Source organism: Legionella drozanskii LLAP-1, from assembly GCF_001467585.1.
Taxonomy (GTDB): Bacteria; Pseudomonadota; Gammaproteobacteria; order Legionellales; family Legionellaceae; genus Tatlockia; species Tatlockia drozanskii.
On record NZ_LNXY01000031.1, the window covers coordinates 145,777 to 162,466 of the forward strand.

Sequence of the window (16,690 nt, forward strand, 5' to 3'; positions counted from 1 at the left end):
CAATGCCTAGGAACTACTTATGTATCCGCTACCTACAGAGCAATATAATTTTTTATCACGGAGTATTAATAAGGATATCTCAAGTTTTTTTTACTGCGAGAACCATCCTATCCGAACGGAACATCAGCTTAATAATAATGATTTAACTATCTTAATTAACATCTATACCGATCAAATTCAATATTATAAAAATGAATCTATCCCGTCACTTGAGAAATTAGCTGAGCTTGGTTTAATAAAGAGAGAACAAGAATTATATTCAAAACCCTATTTTGTATTAAAATTCCAAAGCCTAACAACTTGTGCCATAAATAACCTTTTCGATAGCTGTACAGACTCCATTTATGATACCCACAATTGGATTACATCGGTTCCTAAGGATGATCGAACTTATATCGAATTAAGAAAGACATTTGAATCAAAATTGAGACAATTAGAGGGACATACTAAATTTTTATTAGCGCTAATCGAAGTTGAAAAAGAACACGAACTGAGTAGAGAACCAACCGCTACACGTATATCTTTAGCCCCCAATTCGACATTTTTTCCTATTGAACCTCAAAATAATGGAAGAAATCCCACAACAAGGAACGAATATGGTTTTAACTACTAGGAGTATCGATTCTGGGGATGCCGATATTATTCTCTTCCTCAGGGTTTGGAGTAGTACAATTCTCCTCTAAATAATGAAGGATATCCCGCAAATCTTGTGCTTCACTCACAGTCTGTGGCCTTGAATCATAACTGCAAAAAATTGTTTTTAGTATCATGTCTATTAAACGAGAGATTAAAGAACGCTTATAATTTAAACTTAAAGCATCAAGGTCTGCAGCAATCACTTGAATAGAGCCTGTTTTTTCTATACGCGATTGTTGCTGGCTCAGTAAAATTATATTCTCTTCGCTTTGCAGAAAACGATTTTTACTTTTCTCGATTAAACTAAAACTTTGCTGCTTAGCAAAAAAAGCCAAGAAATTAGTATTTAAAGCCAATTTTCTCGGGAGTTGCTTTTCTTTATCCTCAATAAGCTTTAAAAATAAAATTTTATAATTATTAAAACAAATCCCACATAACTCTTCATTGCTAGCCAATACTGAGCAGGCTAGCTTGGATTTTTTAGGATTTATCCAAAATTGAATGAACAGATCACATGCCTTTACCGTTTCATTTTCAATAGCTGTATTGAGTATGTCTAAATCTAATTTTATTTGACGAATTTCACATAATAGATTAGTAGCAAATTGCTTCACTGCATCATTATCTTGCCGGGAGGGATCAGTTACTCGATTTTTTAGTCGTTCCTTAGACGTAGAATATAATTTGAACGCAATAAATGAAGTGAGTTGATTGAGCAATCCTGTGGTATGACCCAACTCGCTATCGATGAGCATCCAATTCTCATTATCACGTCCATATAAAAATTTAGAGTAATCTACAAGGGCAATATTTATCCCTTCGATTTGTTTTAAAATTTGAACATTTTGGGGAAGAGGACACAAAGCATCAAGTTCAGTGAAGAGATTGACGACATCTTCTGAAGAGCCATAAATATTTTGCTCTTTAAAGTACTCCGTCAAAGATAAACGAAAATTCAAACAAACTCTTAGCAAATCAATTTCAGGATTCGATTGAAATTGATTCAATTGTTGAACAAATAAATACCATGATCCTCTAAGGCTGGACATAAAAAGAACCAACTACTCATAAAATGAGTCATAATACAGTCTATATAGCTTCATAAGCAAGATTAGAAATTATTACGTTGACGAATTACTTCATACAAACCCACCCCGGTGGCTACAGATACATTTAAACTTTCTACGCTACCTAACATCGGCAAAGAAAATATGCCATCGCAGTGCTCTCTTGTTAAGCGCCGCATGCCCTCACCTTCTGCGCCCATAACCAAAGCAATAGACGAGCTGCAATCGAGTTTATAAATTGTTTCAGTGGCTTCACCAGCCGCCCCATAAACCCAAACGCCTTCTTTTTTAATTGCTTCTATCGCCCGAACCAAATTGGTAACTCGCACTAAAGGTATCGATTCTGCAGCACCACAAGCCACTTTACTCACCACCGGCGTGATGCTGGCACTTTTATCCTTAGGGATAATAACAAAATCAACGCCCGCAGCATCAGCTGTTCTCAGACAAGCACCTAAATTATGTGGATCAGTTACTCCATCTAAAATCAACAGCAAACACGGTTTCTTGCTTGATGCCAGTAAGTTGGGCAGATCACTTTCACCATAATCAGGTAAATTTCCGGCACTGGCTACGACACCTTGATGAGTAAATTCTGCAAAGCGCTGATTCATTTGCTGAGCAGATAATTTTTCCACTGAAATCTGCTGAGCAGCCGCTAAGTCAAGAAGCGTTTGTAATCGTTTATCAACACGATCTTGATTGATGTATAATTTCTTAGTTGGCCTGTGTGGGTTGGCGAGCAGAGCCGTTACCGCATGAACACCGTAAACATAATGCTCAGTCATCAAAAAGCCCTTTTTCTGCAGGTTCAAAGTCGATTTTACGCTCATCCAAGTCAACTCGGGCTACTAATACCGTCATCTTGTCACCTAAACGGTAGACATGACCACCACGCTCACCGACTAAACGATGTTTAACCGCATCAAAGGCATAATAATCATTTCGTAGTGAAGTCACGTGCACTAAACCTTCTACATAAATATCATCTAATTCAACAAAAATACCAAAACCAGTTACCGCGGAAATTGTTCCTTGAAATACTTGTCCTAATTTATCTTGCATATATTCACATTTCAGCCATGCAACCACTTCACGGGTGGCTTCATCAGCACGTCGCTCGGTGGATGAACAATGTTTGCCCAAGCGATTCATGTCTTCGGAATTATAATCAAATTTTTCATCGTTGCTGTTGTTATCAATTAAATGAGCAATAGCCCGATGAATTAATAAATCAGGATAACGGCGAATCGGAGAAGTAAAATGAGTATAGGCAGAATAAGCTAATCCGAAATGACCATCATTTTCTTCAATATATTGGGCCTGTTTTAGTGAACGTAACATGACCGTTTCGATTAAATGTTTTTCTGGTCGATCACCAATTGTAGATAACACCTTTTGAAAATCTTTAGGGTGTGGTTTTTTACCCCCGCCTAATTGCAAACCAAGTTCACCCAAGAATAACCGCAAAGCTGCAATTTTATCTTCGTCTGGAGTTGCATGAACGCGATAAAGTATCGGTAGTTTTGCCTTTTCTAAAAAGCGAGCAGTTGCCACATTCGCAGCTAGCATGCATTCTTCAATCAAACGATGTGCATCATTGCGGATCACCGGCACAATTCGTTGAATTTTCCTATTCTCATCGAATTCAATACGCGTTTCAGTAGTTTCAAACTCCATTGCGCCACGAACTTTACGAGCCTTTAGTAGGGTGTTGTAAAGCGCATCAAGCGATTGTAACAGAGGCCATAAAGCCTGGTGCTTGTCCTCTGTTCGGCCATCTTTCAGCCATTGCGCTACCTGTGTGTAGGTAAGCCGGGCATGTGAGTGGAATACTGCTCGATAGAAACGCGAACGACCTATTTTTCCATCTGCGGTAATTGCCATTTCCGCAACGATACATAAGCGATCAACTTGTGGATTAAGCGAGCAAATACCATTTGATAAGGCTTCGGGTAACATCGGTACAACCTTACCAGGAAAATAAACTGAGTTACCGCGGCGCGCAGCTTCCTTATCCAATGCGGAATCAATGGGAACATAATGGCTCACATCCGCAATTGCGACATAGAGCTGATATCCTCCTTTCGGCTTCTGATAACAATACACTGCATCATCAAAGTCCTTGGCATCCTCACCATCAATGGTAACAAAAGGCAGATTTCTTAAATCAGTACGGCCTTTTAAATCGTCCTCAGCAACTTTTTGTGGGATTTTAGCCACTTCGACAAGCACATCATCCGGCCAGTCAGCAGGGATAGCGTGCGCATGTATAGCAACCTCAATTTCCATTCCTGGAGCCATATGCTCCCCAAGAATATGAATCACCTTCCCTATTGCCTGATTTCGCTTACTCGGGTAGGCAATCACTTCAATCAGCACCATTTGCCCATTTTTAGCATCAGCTGCGAACTCTAAAGGAATGGAGATATCTTGAGTCAAGCGTTTGTTATCAGGAATAACGAAACCGACACCGTGTTCGGTAAAAAATCGGCCGACGACACTTGCATTCGCATGTTCTATAACTTCGTGTATTTTTCCTTCAGGCCGGCCTCGTCGGTCAACACCACTCTGATAAGCAAGAACTAAATCACCATTCATTACGGAGCGCATTTCTTTGGCGGATAGAACCATATCATCCCCCCCTTCATTGGGGATGAAAAAGCCATAACCATCTGGATGGCCCTGGACAGTTCCTCGTTGCAAATTGATACGTTTCAATAAACAAAAACGACCGCGACGATCTTGCATCACTTGGCCGTCACGTAGCATAGCTTTCAAACGAAAACCTAAGGCCTCTTGCTCAGCTTCACTCTCTACTTCAAGTTTAGCTAGCAATTGAGTACGAGTCATGGGACGTCCAAATTCCTCCAACTCTTGCATAATCAATTCCCGGCTGGGTATGGGCATCGCGTATTTTTCTTTTTCCCTTTTATAAAAAGGATCCTTTGATTTTTTACTCACATTCACCACTTTTTTTTAACATAAATTTATTTATCATTTATTCAGGTGAGCCAGGTAATTCGAAACCTCGCCCTCCCAAATGCTCTTTTAAATTGGATAAGGTCATATTTTCACCAGCCCAATAAGTACCAGTCTCTTTAGCAGGCATGGTCACCTTTGCCCAACTGCACAGAGAAATAGCGCCTTGACAAGGCACTTGTTGTTCATGGCCCGGTTTTGACTCAATACAACTTAGTTCAAAGTTTTCTTTGTCCAGCGCGAGAGCTGACCAGTTATCCGCTTGTAGACGGCTACTCCATCCTGCGCTTGCACCCGGATCCGAAACTGGATGTGTGATCCATAAATCAGAATTGGACAAATTATGAATTATTACTAAAAGCGGCTTTTTTGCAGATACCATTACGGACTCACCTTTTACTGCAACGGGTTTGCAAGATGATGGAAGGTTATCGCCCGCAGTGACCATGCCATTAAACAACAGCAATAAAATGGACAAAGCAAATTTCATAATTATCTCCAATAAACAATTCAGAAATAGTTGCATAAAAGCGAGAGTCTGTCATTAATTCACGCTTCTTTTTTTATTTCATTTTTCAGGTAGTAAATCAACTACGACAAAAAAAGCTAATTGATGACTTCTGATATTGTGCATCGTAGATTGGTCTTGGCTCAACAATCCATTCAAAGAGCTAACCCTACGGCCTGCAAAGCATCATCAATATGATCCTCATCAAACACTTGAACCCCCTCTTTTTTTAATAAAGCTGCCGTAACTCCATCTCCCTGAATAAGAGTTCGCGTGAAGGTCCCATCATAAATCTTATCTGACCCACAAGACGGGCTTTTAGCTTTTAAAATTGCTACAGAAATATGATGTTTTTTTACAAGTTCAAGCGCTTTTTCTGCCCCATTTATAAAACTCTGAGTTACATTACGCTGAGTATTTGTTTTTACTAGCGCTCTATTTTCTAACACAGCATTACCAGTTTGTTTATCTTGGATTTCTGCTGGCGCTCTTGGGGTAGGTAAACCACCCGCCATTTCTGGGCAAATTGTAACTACTCTTCCTTCTTTGAGCCACTGCTGCAAGACAGGGTGATTTTGGAAACAATCGCCACCATCATAACGAACTTTTTGTCCTAAGAGGCAGGCACTCATCAGTATTTTGACCATATTCATTCTCTGATTGTTTAACGAAATTGTTTTAAACAGTTTGATTATAACGCTAGAAATTCCACCTGTAGTATCTTTGGTAGTTCTGGTAAATTATACTATTTTAGATTAAAAGCTAGCTGATTAAAAAAATGAATAAAATCATTTCCTATAAAAATGCAATGACTAAATTTATTCTAGTAATCTTTATTTCCTTAGTTTCTATGACGCAAACACATGCTTTATTACCCACGGAAAAACAACAAACTAAGGCAGCCGAACTTCAAGCTAAACACAATGGAGAAGTCGTGGTATTAATCCATGGCCTAATGCGCACTTCCTTGAGTATGAGTTCGCTTAAATACTTCCTCCAAAGCTATGGTTATCAGGTTTATGTTTATAGTTATCCTTCGACACAACAGGATATCCATGCGCATGGAGTTGATTTATATCAATTTATTGCAACTTTATTAGAAAAAAATCCTGATATAAAAATTCATTTTATCACACATAGTCTTGGCGGCATTATTATTAGAGAATCTTTAGCAAAATTGACAAGAAAGGAATTAAACCAGGTTGGTTGTTTGATTATGTTAGCTCCTCCTAACCAAGGTTCTGTACTTGCAAAATTAACTGTAAAAATGTTTCCAATAATTAGCAATATAATCAAACCACTTGCTGAATTAAGTTCTGATGAAAAGGCATATGTACATCAGGTACCTATACCCAATATCAAAATGGGCATCATTGCCGGACGATTCGATGCAAAAGTTCCCCCTTCTTCAGCACGTTTGCCGGGACAAACTGAGCTAGTCGTTATTAATACTAATCATGCTTTGATAATGAATAATTCGAAATCAAGACAGCTCATTTTAACCTTTTTAGAAAATGGAAAATTTGAAGAGTGAGGATCGTTGTTGCATAGAAGATTGGGCCAGGACTCAACACGCAACAGTGACAGATAAGTAGAGAAATTAATCTTATCGCCAATTAATTAATTTAGATGTAATATACCCGAGCTATTAAAAATGCTAAGTTTTAGCGAGTTGATTTTTACGGATTCGATGGAGTACTTAATGACTGATTTTGTCACTGTCACTGAAATTGCTAATTTGCATCGCGATTGCATTATCCGATGGAAAAATAGTGGACTCCAATTGAGCTATCAACATTTTTTAGCCCTTGTTGAAGAAAATCATGCTTTTAACTATCAGTTGTGGCATGCAGAAGATAGAGCTAGACGCGACGATATGGGACATGAATTCGTTTATTTAGCAAAACGAGAAATTGATCATTATAATCAACAGCGAAATAATCGCATGGAAGCAATGGATGAATGGTTTTACAACACGCTTCAACCTAAAAGTTCGATTAGCTGCCCAGTTCATTCTGAAACGCCAGGAATGATGATTGATCGGCTATCTATCCTTGCCCTCAAAGCCTACCATATGAATTTGCAAATTGATCGAGATAATGTTGATGAAATACATCGAGAAAACTGTCGGAGAAAATGGGAAACTATCCTCGCTCAACAAAATCAATTATTAAATTGTTTACAGCAGCTCATTGAGGAGATCAAAACTGGATCACGAACTTTTAGAGTTTATCACCAATTTAAAATGTATAATGATCCTGCTTTGAACCCCCAACTGTATTTGGCTGCAGAGGAACCTCTCTAAACCCTATTGGGTGAGCAGAATTTTGGGTTCTAGTACTGAAGAAGGAACATACTGTATCCCAAACCGAGGTCGGACGTTGGCTCTCTCTTTCAGTTTCTTCAGTAGACGATTCCACTTCGCTGTTTACTACATCCAGTTCATGGCCTTGCGAGCTCTTATCGCCTCGAGCTTGTTCTTTTGGTAGGGGTTCATCAACGACACCATTCTTCTTTTGTCTTAGAAGTCGAAAAGAGTAATCAGGGGAACTATTTCTACCTGGACTCTGTCTACCCTCAAATGAATCAAAATCCGAATCGGATTCATCTAGTTTATTTACCATAAAGGGCTTTTCAAGAGGATCTTTTCCCATTCGAGCGTAGGCCCTGGCAGCTAAGGTAATGGTATGGATAAATGCACTAAATGCGATAAATCCCATCATAATCAGTGACTCATGGTAATGCCCTTTATCATCAGCCACTTCTAAGGGATTCATCATCAGCCCAACAGCTTTAGCCCCTTTTCCAAATCCAGAAAAAAAGGAACGAAACACTTCAAACCATTCTTCAAAGAAATACTGAGGCGTAGGATCAATTGCCATTCCTTCCAAAATTGCTACCTTTACTTTCTCAGGTTCAAGATTTTGAGCATTACGACCCTCCTCATAAAGCCATTTGATATGAATTAATTTTTCATTCTCAATAGGGCCCACAGTATTAAGTTCAGCTTCTATCAACTCTTTTTGTTTAAGGCGATGTTGATGAGCATTAATTAGTGAATGGGCTATAAAACCAATTAGAAGGAGCATTCCAATACTAATGCAGCTAATCAATAAAAAAGGAGGAAAGGGCATTGAAGCTAAGACAAGAATGGTTCCTACCGCAAAAACAACGCTAGCCAATGCTGAATAAGCATATAACCCTCTCTTTGCGCCGGCTAAAACTGCTGAGGAATAGGACAGAGTGGTTATAGAACGGTAATTTTTGCGTTTCTCTTCGAATAATTGTATTGCTTGATTGAATTGGACAACTAACTCTTGCTGTTCGCTTAGTAAGGCTTCGTTATTATTTCCGCGAGCGATTTCCACATGTAATCGATGTAATTTTTCGACCATCAATTCGATGGTTTTACCACTGTGGGCTAGCTCTATTTTAGCCTCAGCAATGCGCAGCTTGCGTTGATAATCATATTCCTCATAAATACGTGTAGCGATACTGGCTAGCATATAAATGCTAGAAAATACTGTCATAGCAATTAATACTGGGGGAGCAAGGCTGCAAAGACCAAAAACACCAATATATAAGTAGAGGCCATCAACAACACCGCCATAAGCAGCTGAGAGTAACGCCCCTAATCTGACTGACTTGCTTTGTTTTTTAATGGGATTTGGATTATTGAGATCCGTTGGATCATCGGCAATTCTGGGGAGAAGGTCGAAGTCTGTTGCGTTTTGAATTTCTTCTAATAATCTGGCATTTTCCTTCATCATCGTTTTGCGCTGAGTGAGCATTCGACGATACCAAATACGATTTAAAACCGATAACCCCCCCAACACTAAACCGACTGGTACAAAGAGGTGAGCCAGACTTTGTCCGCCACTTAAGGTCTCAACCAATTGAAGCGTGCTGCGAGCGCCTTTATAGGCGTTTTTCAGTCCCTTCATCGTATCGCGACAATAGGGCCAGACAATAGCTATATAGCGTTTAAATAAGTTTTCATCATCATCACTAAAATGGTTAGCGAGCATGGAGAAAACAATTAGGGTAATCGAACCGCTTGCAGCAGCCAGAATGCCTTCAGGTTCTATTAGCCAATCATGCATGTCGTCCGAAACAGAGGGACTTCCAAATAGCATATCCCAAAGGTATTTGAGCATGCTGTAGGACAGACTTAAACCATCTAATGCGCCATATATTCCATAAATAAGGTGCCACTCGTGTAATTTTTTTGCCAGGGGCGGTGGGCTCTGATCCTTTCTCCTGACTAACAGCTCCATATACTCTGCTGATTCTATAGACATGGAATTCTAGGCATCGACTAAGATGCGAGGAATTGTAACCTACTCTAGGAGCAATTGACAACTAAATTTTCATGTTGAATTAAATTAGAACAAAATATATATGCCCATCGACAATTTTATCATAAAGTTTACGGGAAAAGCTCTATCTCTAATGCAAAGTTTTGGCAAAAAATGAACTTACTACCTATTGCTTGGGCATTTTGGACCCCGATGTAAATAGTCTTTTATTAGTTAATAATTCAAACCGTATTCTCAATTGGCTTATCTCGCTAAATTTGAGTGCTTCCTTTTATAATTACCACTGTGCGTTAGCCTACAAATCTGCTAGCATTAGGCTATTTGCAAGTTAGTTTAAAGGTTTGTTAATGAATTTGCGTAGTTTTTCTTGTGTGATTTTATTATTGCTATCAGGATTTTCCATGGCGGCTGATACAAAAATAGTTTATGGCTATGTTGAAAAAGCAACACTTATTGATAAAGGAATGACCTTGTCGGCAAAATTTGATACTGGTGCAAAATCAGCTTCGCTGAGTGCAGTAGATATCCGAGAAGTCGAACAAAATGGCAAGCCTTATTTACGCTTTAAAGTTCCTGGTAAAACAGAGGAAGTAGAATTTACCTCAGAGTACTTGGGTAAAGTAAAAATTAAAGTACGCGTCGGGGAAAATTTATCCTCACAAAACAAAACTGCCCCGATTAAACGGCCGGTTGTGCTGATGCGTATTCAAATCGGCAATAAGGTTCGTAATATTCCTGTCAATCTAACCAATCGAAAACGCTTTAATTACCCACTACTTCTAGGTAGAGATGCAATCATTGCCTTTGATGGTCTAGTTGACCCAAGCCATGCATTCTTGATCAAAACCCAGAAAGTGGTAAAAAATGAAGTCAAATAAACGTCATGTGTATGGCTTAATAATAAGTCTGTTTGTCCTAGGTATAGGACTTTTTCTATATCGACATCTTGTCCTTGATGTGCCCCTCACCGATACGGAAACGGTGAATAGCTGGATGGTGGAGGCTAATTTACGTTTTGTTGCTGATCGCAACACGCCAGTGAAAGCAAGCTTTACTATCCCTTATATGCCGCCCTATTTTGCTATTTTGGATGAGTACTTTGTATCCCACAATTATGGAGTAACGACTAATTTAAGTGGTTATAATCGTCAAACCGTATGGTCCCTTCGACGAAGTTCCGGTGACCAATCTCTGTACTATCGCGCCATTTTTCGTGAAATAGATAACAATGAATCGTCTCTCACTAATAAACCACCCGTTGTAAAAGCGCAACCTCTTATAGAAACGCAACGTTCTGCAGTTGATGCTATTACGAACCAAGTCCGTCAATCATCGGCGGATATTCAAACGTTTGCGCAAGGAACAATCAAAGAACTCAACAAACGCGACGGTAATGCGAAATTGTTGGTGGGTAATGATTTTACCGATGACAATGTCATCACTGCGGCCATTACTGTTTTAAATCAAGCCAAAATTTATGCCATGCCCGTTAAGGGCGTCTATTTAGGCAAACAAAATAAAGCCGACTTAAAATCATTCATGGTCGTTCATAACGGCAAAGAATGGACCTATATTAATCCCCGTACTGGCGGAGCAGGTTTTCCTAAAGATTTTTTAGTCTGGCAATATGGCTTTGATCCAGTCCAGGAAGTAGTCGGTGGTAAAAAACCGGTATTCAACCTTACTGTCTCTCCAACACCGATCAATGCCTTAACTATTGCCAAAGCACGGGGCTTACAAACCGACTCTCAATTATTACGTTTTTCCTTATTGCAGTTACCCGTTAATGTGCAAGAAATTTATAAAATCTTGCTTACCGTCCCCATTGGTGCATTTATTATTTTGTTATTACGTAATTTTATTGGGCTAAAAACCTTTGGTACTTTTATGCCAGTGCTGATTGCTTTAGCTTTTCGTGAAACTCATGTTATTTGGGGAATCACTCTTTTCACCATTATTGTCTCTTTTGGCCTGCTAGCACGTTTTTATCTAGACCAGCTTCGTTTACTTCTAGTGCCGCGACTTGCTGCAATTCTTACGGTCGTTATTTTATTAATGATCTTTATCAGTGTGATCAGTCAAAATCTAGGCTTAGATTCAGGCTTATCGGTCGCCTTATTCCCCATGGTTATCCTCACGATGACTATTGAACGCATGTGCATCACCTGGGATGAACGAGGTGCTTCTGAAGCCATTAAATCGGGCGCAGGAAGTCTCATTGCGGCGGTAATCGCCTACGGTGCAATGAATTATGCACCAATGCAATATTTAGTCTTTGCATTCCCTGAACTTTTACTCGTATTGCTTGCGTTGATTTTGTGGTTTGGCCAATACCGTGGTTATAGGCTTTTCGAGCTATTTCGCTTTAAAGCACTTGCGGGGAAAGAGTGATGTGGAAGTTATATAGTCGCTTGCGGCAGCGGGGTATTTTAAGTATTAATCAACGTAATAGTGATTATGTGCTTCGATATAACAGTCGCAAACGTTATCCCCTTGTTGATGACAAACTCCAGACTAAGCGCTTAGCTCTTCAAGCAGGGATAGCCGTACCCAAACTCTATGAAATTATCGAAAGCGAACATCAAATTAAGAATATCGAAAAAATCCTAGAGCCTTATAAAGATTTTGTAATCAAACCTGCACACGGGGCCGGAGGTGACGGTATTATAGTTATTGCTGACCGTGTTTTCGGACGCTATCGCCAAATCAATGGCAAACTTATAACCACTAATGAAATGAGTCATCATTTATCTCGCTTACTCTCAGGCGCTTATAGTTTAGGTGGACATGCTGATTACGCCATTATTGAACATCGCGTTGTGGTCGATCCTGTATTTAAAGAAGTCAGCTATGAAGGAATTCCTGATATCCGCATTATTACTTTATTAGGTTATCCCGCCATGGCAATGGCACGTTTACCAACACGCTTGTCCGGCGGCAAAGCGAATCTTCATCAGGGTGCTATCGGTGTAGGTATTGATTTGGCTACTGGAAAAACTCTAGGCGGCGTTTTCCATAATGATGCCATTGACTTTCATCCAGATACCTTAGCGCCGATTGTCGATATCACCGTGCCTTATTGGGACAAAATTCTAGAAATTGCAGCAAGTTGCTATGAATTAACTGGGCTTGGTTATCTCGGTGTTGACATTGTTCTTGATAAAGATCACGGCCCTCTTATGTTAGAACTTAACGCACGCCCTGGTTTAAATATCCAAATTGCTAATCGCGAGGGTGGCCTTTCTCGTTACAAACTCATTGAAGGCAGAGCCGCACACGGCCCAGAACCTATCGCCGCTCGCGTCACCTATAGTAAGGAACAGTTTGCCCGTTAAGCATTGCGAGCCTCCTTAGAAGGAACACAATCAACAGATAGCCAATTCGACCGTTATGTTTTTTTCACAACTGAGCGCTTACTCTCCTCTCTAAAAACATCACAATAAGCTGTCCATTTTATCGATCCCTCCTTGGGAAGGGATCAGTCTAATAGTTGCCTTAAATATCCAGAAATGAAAGGATATGTGCTTCTACCTCCGCAGGTATTTGATTTACAACGGAGTTGCTTTGTAATTTAAAAAAAGTTTCCCTCGTCAACACCACAGATCTAGCATGATTCATCAATGATTTAAATTCCTCGCTCATTACATCTGTTTTGCCATTATTTAGGATTAAACATAAGGGATGATGAGGATTGTCTTTTAAAGCTTTTAAAAAACGAAGACTTGAACCTTGAGGGGCATCTTTTAAACGAGAAATAATCGTATCTTTGCAATAGGCGCTTAAATTGCTAATAGTTGAGGGAGAAAAAGGTTGTCCTGCTATTAGCTCATCCCAAATTAAATTTAGTAAATCTTGAGCTAACTCCTTATCAATGGAGTTGTATCTTTTCCCCAATTCAGGGTCTGAGCATCCAAATCTTTCTGCTTTTTCATAAAGCCAAATTGCTTTTGCTAAATTGAATATTCCCCATTTTTTTTCTGAGTGCATTTTAGCAAACATCAACATGGCTTTTGGATTTTCTAATTGTATGGCGGTCTCCAGAAGTAGGATCGCTTCTTCCACCGCCTTTTTGAATTTAGGTGAACTAGCTACATATTTATTATTGGCTTTATTTGTGTTTAGTAAAGCGTGCACAAACATAGCCTCTGAGTCTCCTAATTCAATGGCTCGTTTCATAAGCTTAAAACCCTCTACTTTATCAACTTTTGTTACTACAGTATCTGAGTCTTCGAGATACAACATGGCGCGAATAATCATAGCTTTTGTATTCTCCATCTCGATAGCTTTATCGAACAAAGATATCCTCGAGGGAAGGTCTGGTGCAAATATAGCGGTTAGATACTGAGCATTAGAATTAGTGCTGGCTTGCTGCTCTATTTCTCTTTTTTGATCTTGAAAACCATTTCGCATATCTGTATCAGAGACGATTAACTCTAGCAACAAATCATGATTGGTGTAATCTCCTTCTAATATTTGTTTAGTAATAAGTTCCCATAAATGTTCTGGGGTATAATCTGATTTATTCAATATCATATTTGATTCTCTAAAATAAAACAGTATTATATCAAAAAGATCAGTTTGATCAAATAGATGTCACTTTATTGATTGCCAAAGGCAAGATATAAAAAATTATCCTCTGCTGCCTCTATATAGATTTTTTCATTGGGTTAGACTGGTTCCTCTCTCGGTTTGATAAGGCTTTGTAGTCTGTTGCTTCTGGTTTCTTGATAATGCCACTTATTACTCATTCAGATTGATCAACAGAAACCATATGCTTTACTTAGGCTGTGGTAGAAATTGTAACCGGCTAATATGAATGGGCATGGAAAGCAATTTTCCTGTGTCTTTGTGCCTCACTAAGACACTCACTGTTTGGCAAGCTTGCAGTAAAGCAATTTCAATATATTGTTTTCCAGCTACATCAATTTCCAGTGTCATTTGACCTGAACTTGTTTAGGACTTTATCTGTTAGCTGCGCGATGATTCGGCGAATCTTTTGCTCAGGGCGAGGTCTGTAAAGTGTAAGGTTGTAATAGTCTTTGCCTTCAGGGGATTGTTCAGAAAAAAAATAATTAAAAACACAGCAGCGAGGAGCATCGCATAAAACTCGATTCACGGAATGCCAAGAGCGATGATTTGTTTCCATGACAAGTAGACGATTGAAAAGGCAAGGCACGACAATTTGATTTTGAATTGACTCATCCCACAACTCATAATTTCCGCCATTTTCAAGTGTCCAATTTGGCGAAACGTAGAAAAGAATATTGACAGTACGATAGAATTTTCTCTCCACATCGTGTGAGTTATCCAAATGAGGGTTAATATAATGCCCTTTGAGCAAAGTACTAATCCCACCAGCAAAGCGAGAGGGGTCTGGAATTTGGTTTTTAATCCCTGTGATCTCTTCTACCTCAGCAACCACTCGCGGATCCTGAATAGCAGAGTTAATATCTTTGATAAGAGGAGAGGTATCTTTAAGATGGCTAAACTTTAATTTCAATTGACCAAAACTGCTTAATACATGCATTTTCTTTGGTTTAGGAAAACTAGCATAAATTTTCTCTGCAATTTCAGTCGGAAGAACATTATCGAGTACAAAATGGCGCACAACTTTAATCGGATGTTCTTGGGAAAATTGCCTTTTTAAATCTTCCCGCGTCTCTTTTAACCTTTGAACAATCAAATCGGTTAATTGATCTTTCATATTGCTGGTCCTAGTACTGAGGGGCTAGTGCCCCAATTTTTGGGTCGTAGCAACTGTCTGAGAGATTTCTCTAATAGGCTCAAGCGTATTCCTTTGGTCAAAACCCTGGGGATTAGTAGGCTAGAGTAACAAGATGCTCTCACTCTATACAGTGTAACCTTTAAACTGCTATACTGCCACGCAAAGTCTCTGTTTCTATACAATTAATTCGTGAAAAAATACCGAAGCATAGTTGCTTGCATCATAGGGAATGCGCTTGAATGGTATGAATTTAGTTTATTTGCCTATTTGTCTCCGGTCATTGCAAGTTTATTCTTCCCCGATCAAAATCCCATCACTAGTCTACTAGCTACCATGCTAGTTTTTGCTGCAGGATTTATTGTTCGTCCTTTAGGCTCCATTGTTTTAGGGCATTTGGGTGATCGATTCGGGCGTGCGCAAACACTTAAATTTACTATTTTGCTGATGTCCATATGCTCTATGCTCACTGGATTACTACCTAGTTATCAGCAAGTAGGAGTAGTAGCTCCTCTATTATTAATTATTTGCCGGTTGCTGCAAGGATTTTGTATCGGTGGGGAGTTCGCTGGCTCAATGATTTATCTCTCAGAATCGGCACAGGCTAAACATCGTGCACTAATTAGTAGTATGACTAACAATGGCTCCAATATAGGCGTCTTAACCGCTATTCTTGCTTGCACGACTTTGAGTACAATAATTGGCAAGGAAGCATTAGCGACCTACGGTTGGCGAATTCTTTTTATCTCGGGAGGAGTACTAGGGGGGATAGGATTGTGGCTAAGACGCGACCTGTCTGAATCAGAAACTTTTTTGCAGCTACAGTGCAATATCCACGAAAAATATTTACCCCTTAAATATGTATTTAAGCAACAGCTTCGACCTATGATTCATATCATCTTATTGTTGTTTATTAGTGCTTGCGGTAGCTATACCTTGATGGGCTATCTCTCCACCTATTTACACGAATTTTTGGGTTTGCCCCTGCAACAAGCTTATGGAATACAAACCTTATTCATTGTTATTTCATTATTATTTGTACCTGTATTTGCGTATATTTCAGATAAAATGGGTCGTAAAACAATTTTAATTTTCTCAACGACGGGATATCTAATCTTTGCACTCCCAAGTTTCTGGATGCTACAAACGACTCCGGCTTGGTGGGTATTACTCCCACTAATTATCTTTTATAGCGCCGAGCAAGCTGTCACGCCTGTAGTAATGGCCGAAATGTTTTCAGGCAAAGGTCGTTATACAGGCATTTCTATGGCTTACAACATCAGTATGGCTTTGGTAGGCGGTTTTTCTCCGGCAATTAATACCTGGTTAATTAATCGTTTTAATACCTTGATGATTGCTTATTACGTTATGTTTTGCGCCTTCATTTCATTGCTTGTTATTTTAAAGCATTTGCCGAAAGAATATGGATTGGAAAGAAATTTAGCAACTGCATAAA

At 39.3% G+C, this 16,690-nt stretch carries 16 protein-coding genes; 7 read left to right on the forward strand and 9 right to left on the reverse strand.

Features of this window, described 5'->3' with window-relative positions; translation table 11 throughout:
• The first annotated feature begins 19 nt into the window (after window positions 1–19).
• Window positions 20–613: a hypothetical protein gene (locus tag Ldro_RS14110; protein WP_058497071.1), complete on the forward strand. Its 594-nt coding sequence runs from the start codon at window positions 20–22 to the stop codon at window positions 611–613.
• On the opposite strand, the gene Ldro_RS14115 is transcribed toward Ldro_RS14110, so the two are convergent.
• The 5 genes from Ldro_RS14115 to Ldro_RS14135 all read right to left on the reverse strand — a co-directional run bounded on the left by Ldro_RS14115 (window position 603) and on the right by Ldro_RS14135 (window position 5,840).
• Window positions 603–1,685 (reverse strand): hypothetical protein, encoded by a 1,083-nt coding sequence (locus tag Ldro_RS14115; protein WP_058497072.1) that lies wholly within the window; start codon window positions 1,683–1,685, stop codon window positions 603–605. The genes Ldro_RS14110 and Ldro_RS14115 overlap by 11 nt on opposite strands.
• Window positions 1,686–1,747: 62 nt before the next feature.
• Complete coding sequence (rlmB, locus tag Ldro_RS14120; RefSeq protein WP_058497073.1) at window positions 1,748–2,491, reverse strand: 23S rRNA (guanosine(2251)-2'-O)-methyltransferase RlmB; 744 nt, start codon at window positions 2,489–2,491, stop codon at window positions 1,748–1,750.
• The gene (gene rnr / locus Ldro_RS14125; protein WP_058497074.1) at window positions 2,484–4,667 is read right to left on the reverse strand and encodes a ribonuclease R; all 2,184 of its coding nucleotides are present in this window, start codon (window positions 4,665–4,667) and stop codon (window positions 2,484–2,486) included. The genes rlmB and rnr overlap by 8 nt, the downstream gene beginning before the upstream one ends.
• A 37-nt stretch (window positions 4,668–4,704) precedes the next feature.
• A complete protein-coding gene (locus tag Ldro_RS14130) occupies window positions 4,705–5,175 on the reverse strand; it encodes a hypothetical protein (RefSeq protein WP_058497075.1) in 471 nt (156 codons plus the stop codon).
• A gap of 173 nt (window positions 5,176–5,348) precedes the next feature.
• Window positions 5,349–5,840, reverse strand: a complete 492-nt coding sequence (locus tag Ldro_RS14135; RefSeq protein WP_058497076.1) for a 2-thiouracil desulfurase family protein — start codon at window positions 5,838–5,840, stop codon at window positions 5,349–5,351.
• A 131-nt stretch (window positions 5,841–5,971) separates the two neighbouring features.
• Here Ldro_RS14135 and Ldro_RS14140 point away from each other — a divergent pair, with 131 nt between their 5' ends.
• The gene (locus tag Ldro_RS14140) at window positions 5,972–6,727 is read left to right on the forward strand and encodes an esterase/lipase family protein (protein WP_058497077.1); all 756 of its coding nucleotides are present in this window, start codon (window positions 5,972–5,974) and stop codon (window positions 6,725–6,727) included.
• A 168-nt stretch (window positions 6,728–6,895) separates the two neighbouring features.
• Entirely contained in the window at window positions 6,896–7,498 is a 603-nt protein-coding gene (locus tag Ldro_RS14145; protein ID WP_058497078.1) for a DUF4254 domain-containing protein, read from the forward strand.
• Here the strand turns inward: Ldro_RS14145 and Ldro_RS14150 are convergent.
• Entirely contained in the window at window positions 7,434–9,494 is a 2,061-nt protein-coding gene (locus tag Ldro_RS14150; RefSeq protein WP_131764287.1) for a hypothetical protein, read from the reverse strand. The genes Ldro_RS14145 and Ldro_RS14150 overlap by 65 nt on opposite strands.
• A 365-nt stretch (window positions 9,495–9,859) precedes the next feature.
• Here Ldro_RS14150 and Ldro_RS14155 point away from each other — a divergent pair, with 365 nt between their 5' ends.
• The 3 genes from Ldro_RS14155 to Ldro_RS14165 are packed head-to-tail and all read left to right on the forward strand — an operon-like array spanning window position 9,860 to window position 12,847.
• Window positions 9,860–10,390: an ATP-dependent zinc protease family protein gene (locus Ldro_RS14155; protein WP_058497080.1), complete on the forward strand. Its 531-nt coding sequence runs from the start codon at window positions 9,860–9,862 to the stop codon at window positions 10,388–10,390.
• A complete protein-coding gene (locus Ldro_RS14160) occupies window positions 10,377–11,903 on the forward strand; it encodes an inactive transglutaminase family protein (protein WP_058497081.1) in 1,527 nt (508 codons plus the stop codon). Before Ldro_RS14155 ends, Ldro_RS14160 begins: the two co-directional genes overlap by 14 nt.
• Window positions 11,903–12,847 (forward strand): alpha-L-glutamate ligase-like protein, encoded by a 945-nt coding sequence (locus Ldro_RS14165; protein WP_058497082.1) that lies wholly within the window; start codon window positions 11,903–11,905, stop codon window positions 12,845–12,847. Before Ldro_RS14160 ends, Ldro_RS14165 begins: the two co-directional genes overlap by 1 nt.
• A gap of 160 nt (window positions 12,848–13,007) precedes the next feature.
• Here Ldro_RS14165 and Ldro_RS14170 read toward each other — a convergent pair whose 3' ends face one another.
• From Ldro_RS14170 to Ldro_RS14175, 3 genes are all read right to left on the reverse strand, one after another.
• A complete protein-coding gene (locus tag Ldro_RS14170; protein WP_058497083.1) occupies window positions 13,008–14,045 on the reverse strand; it encodes a tetratricopeptide repeat protein in 1,038 nt (345 codons plus the stop codon).
• Window positions 14,046–14,288: 243 nt separating this feature from the next.
• Window positions 14,289–14,450: a hypothetical protein gene (locus tag Ldro_RS16395; RefSeq protein WP_157066493.1), complete on the reverse strand. Its 162-nt coding sequence runs from the start codon at window positions 14,448–14,450 to the stop codon at window positions 14,289–14,291.
• A complete protein-coding gene (locus Ldro_RS14175) occupies window positions 14,434–15,216 on the reverse strand; it encodes a 2OG-Fe(II) oxygenase (protein ID WP_058497084.1) in 783 nt (260 codons plus the stop codon). Before Ldro_RS14175 ends, Ldro_RS16395 begins: the two co-directional genes overlap by 17 nt.
• A gap of 210 nt (window positions 15,217–15,426) precedes the next feature.
• Here Ldro_RS14175 and Ldro_RS14180 point away from each other — a divergent pair, with 210 nt between their 5' ends.
• Window positions 15,427–16,689, forward strand: coding sequence for an MFS transporter (locus Ldro_RS14180; protein WP_058497085.1), 1,263 nt, complete (start codon window positions 15,427–15,429; stop codon window positions 16,687–16,689).
• Window position 16,690: the final 1 nt, after the last annotated feature.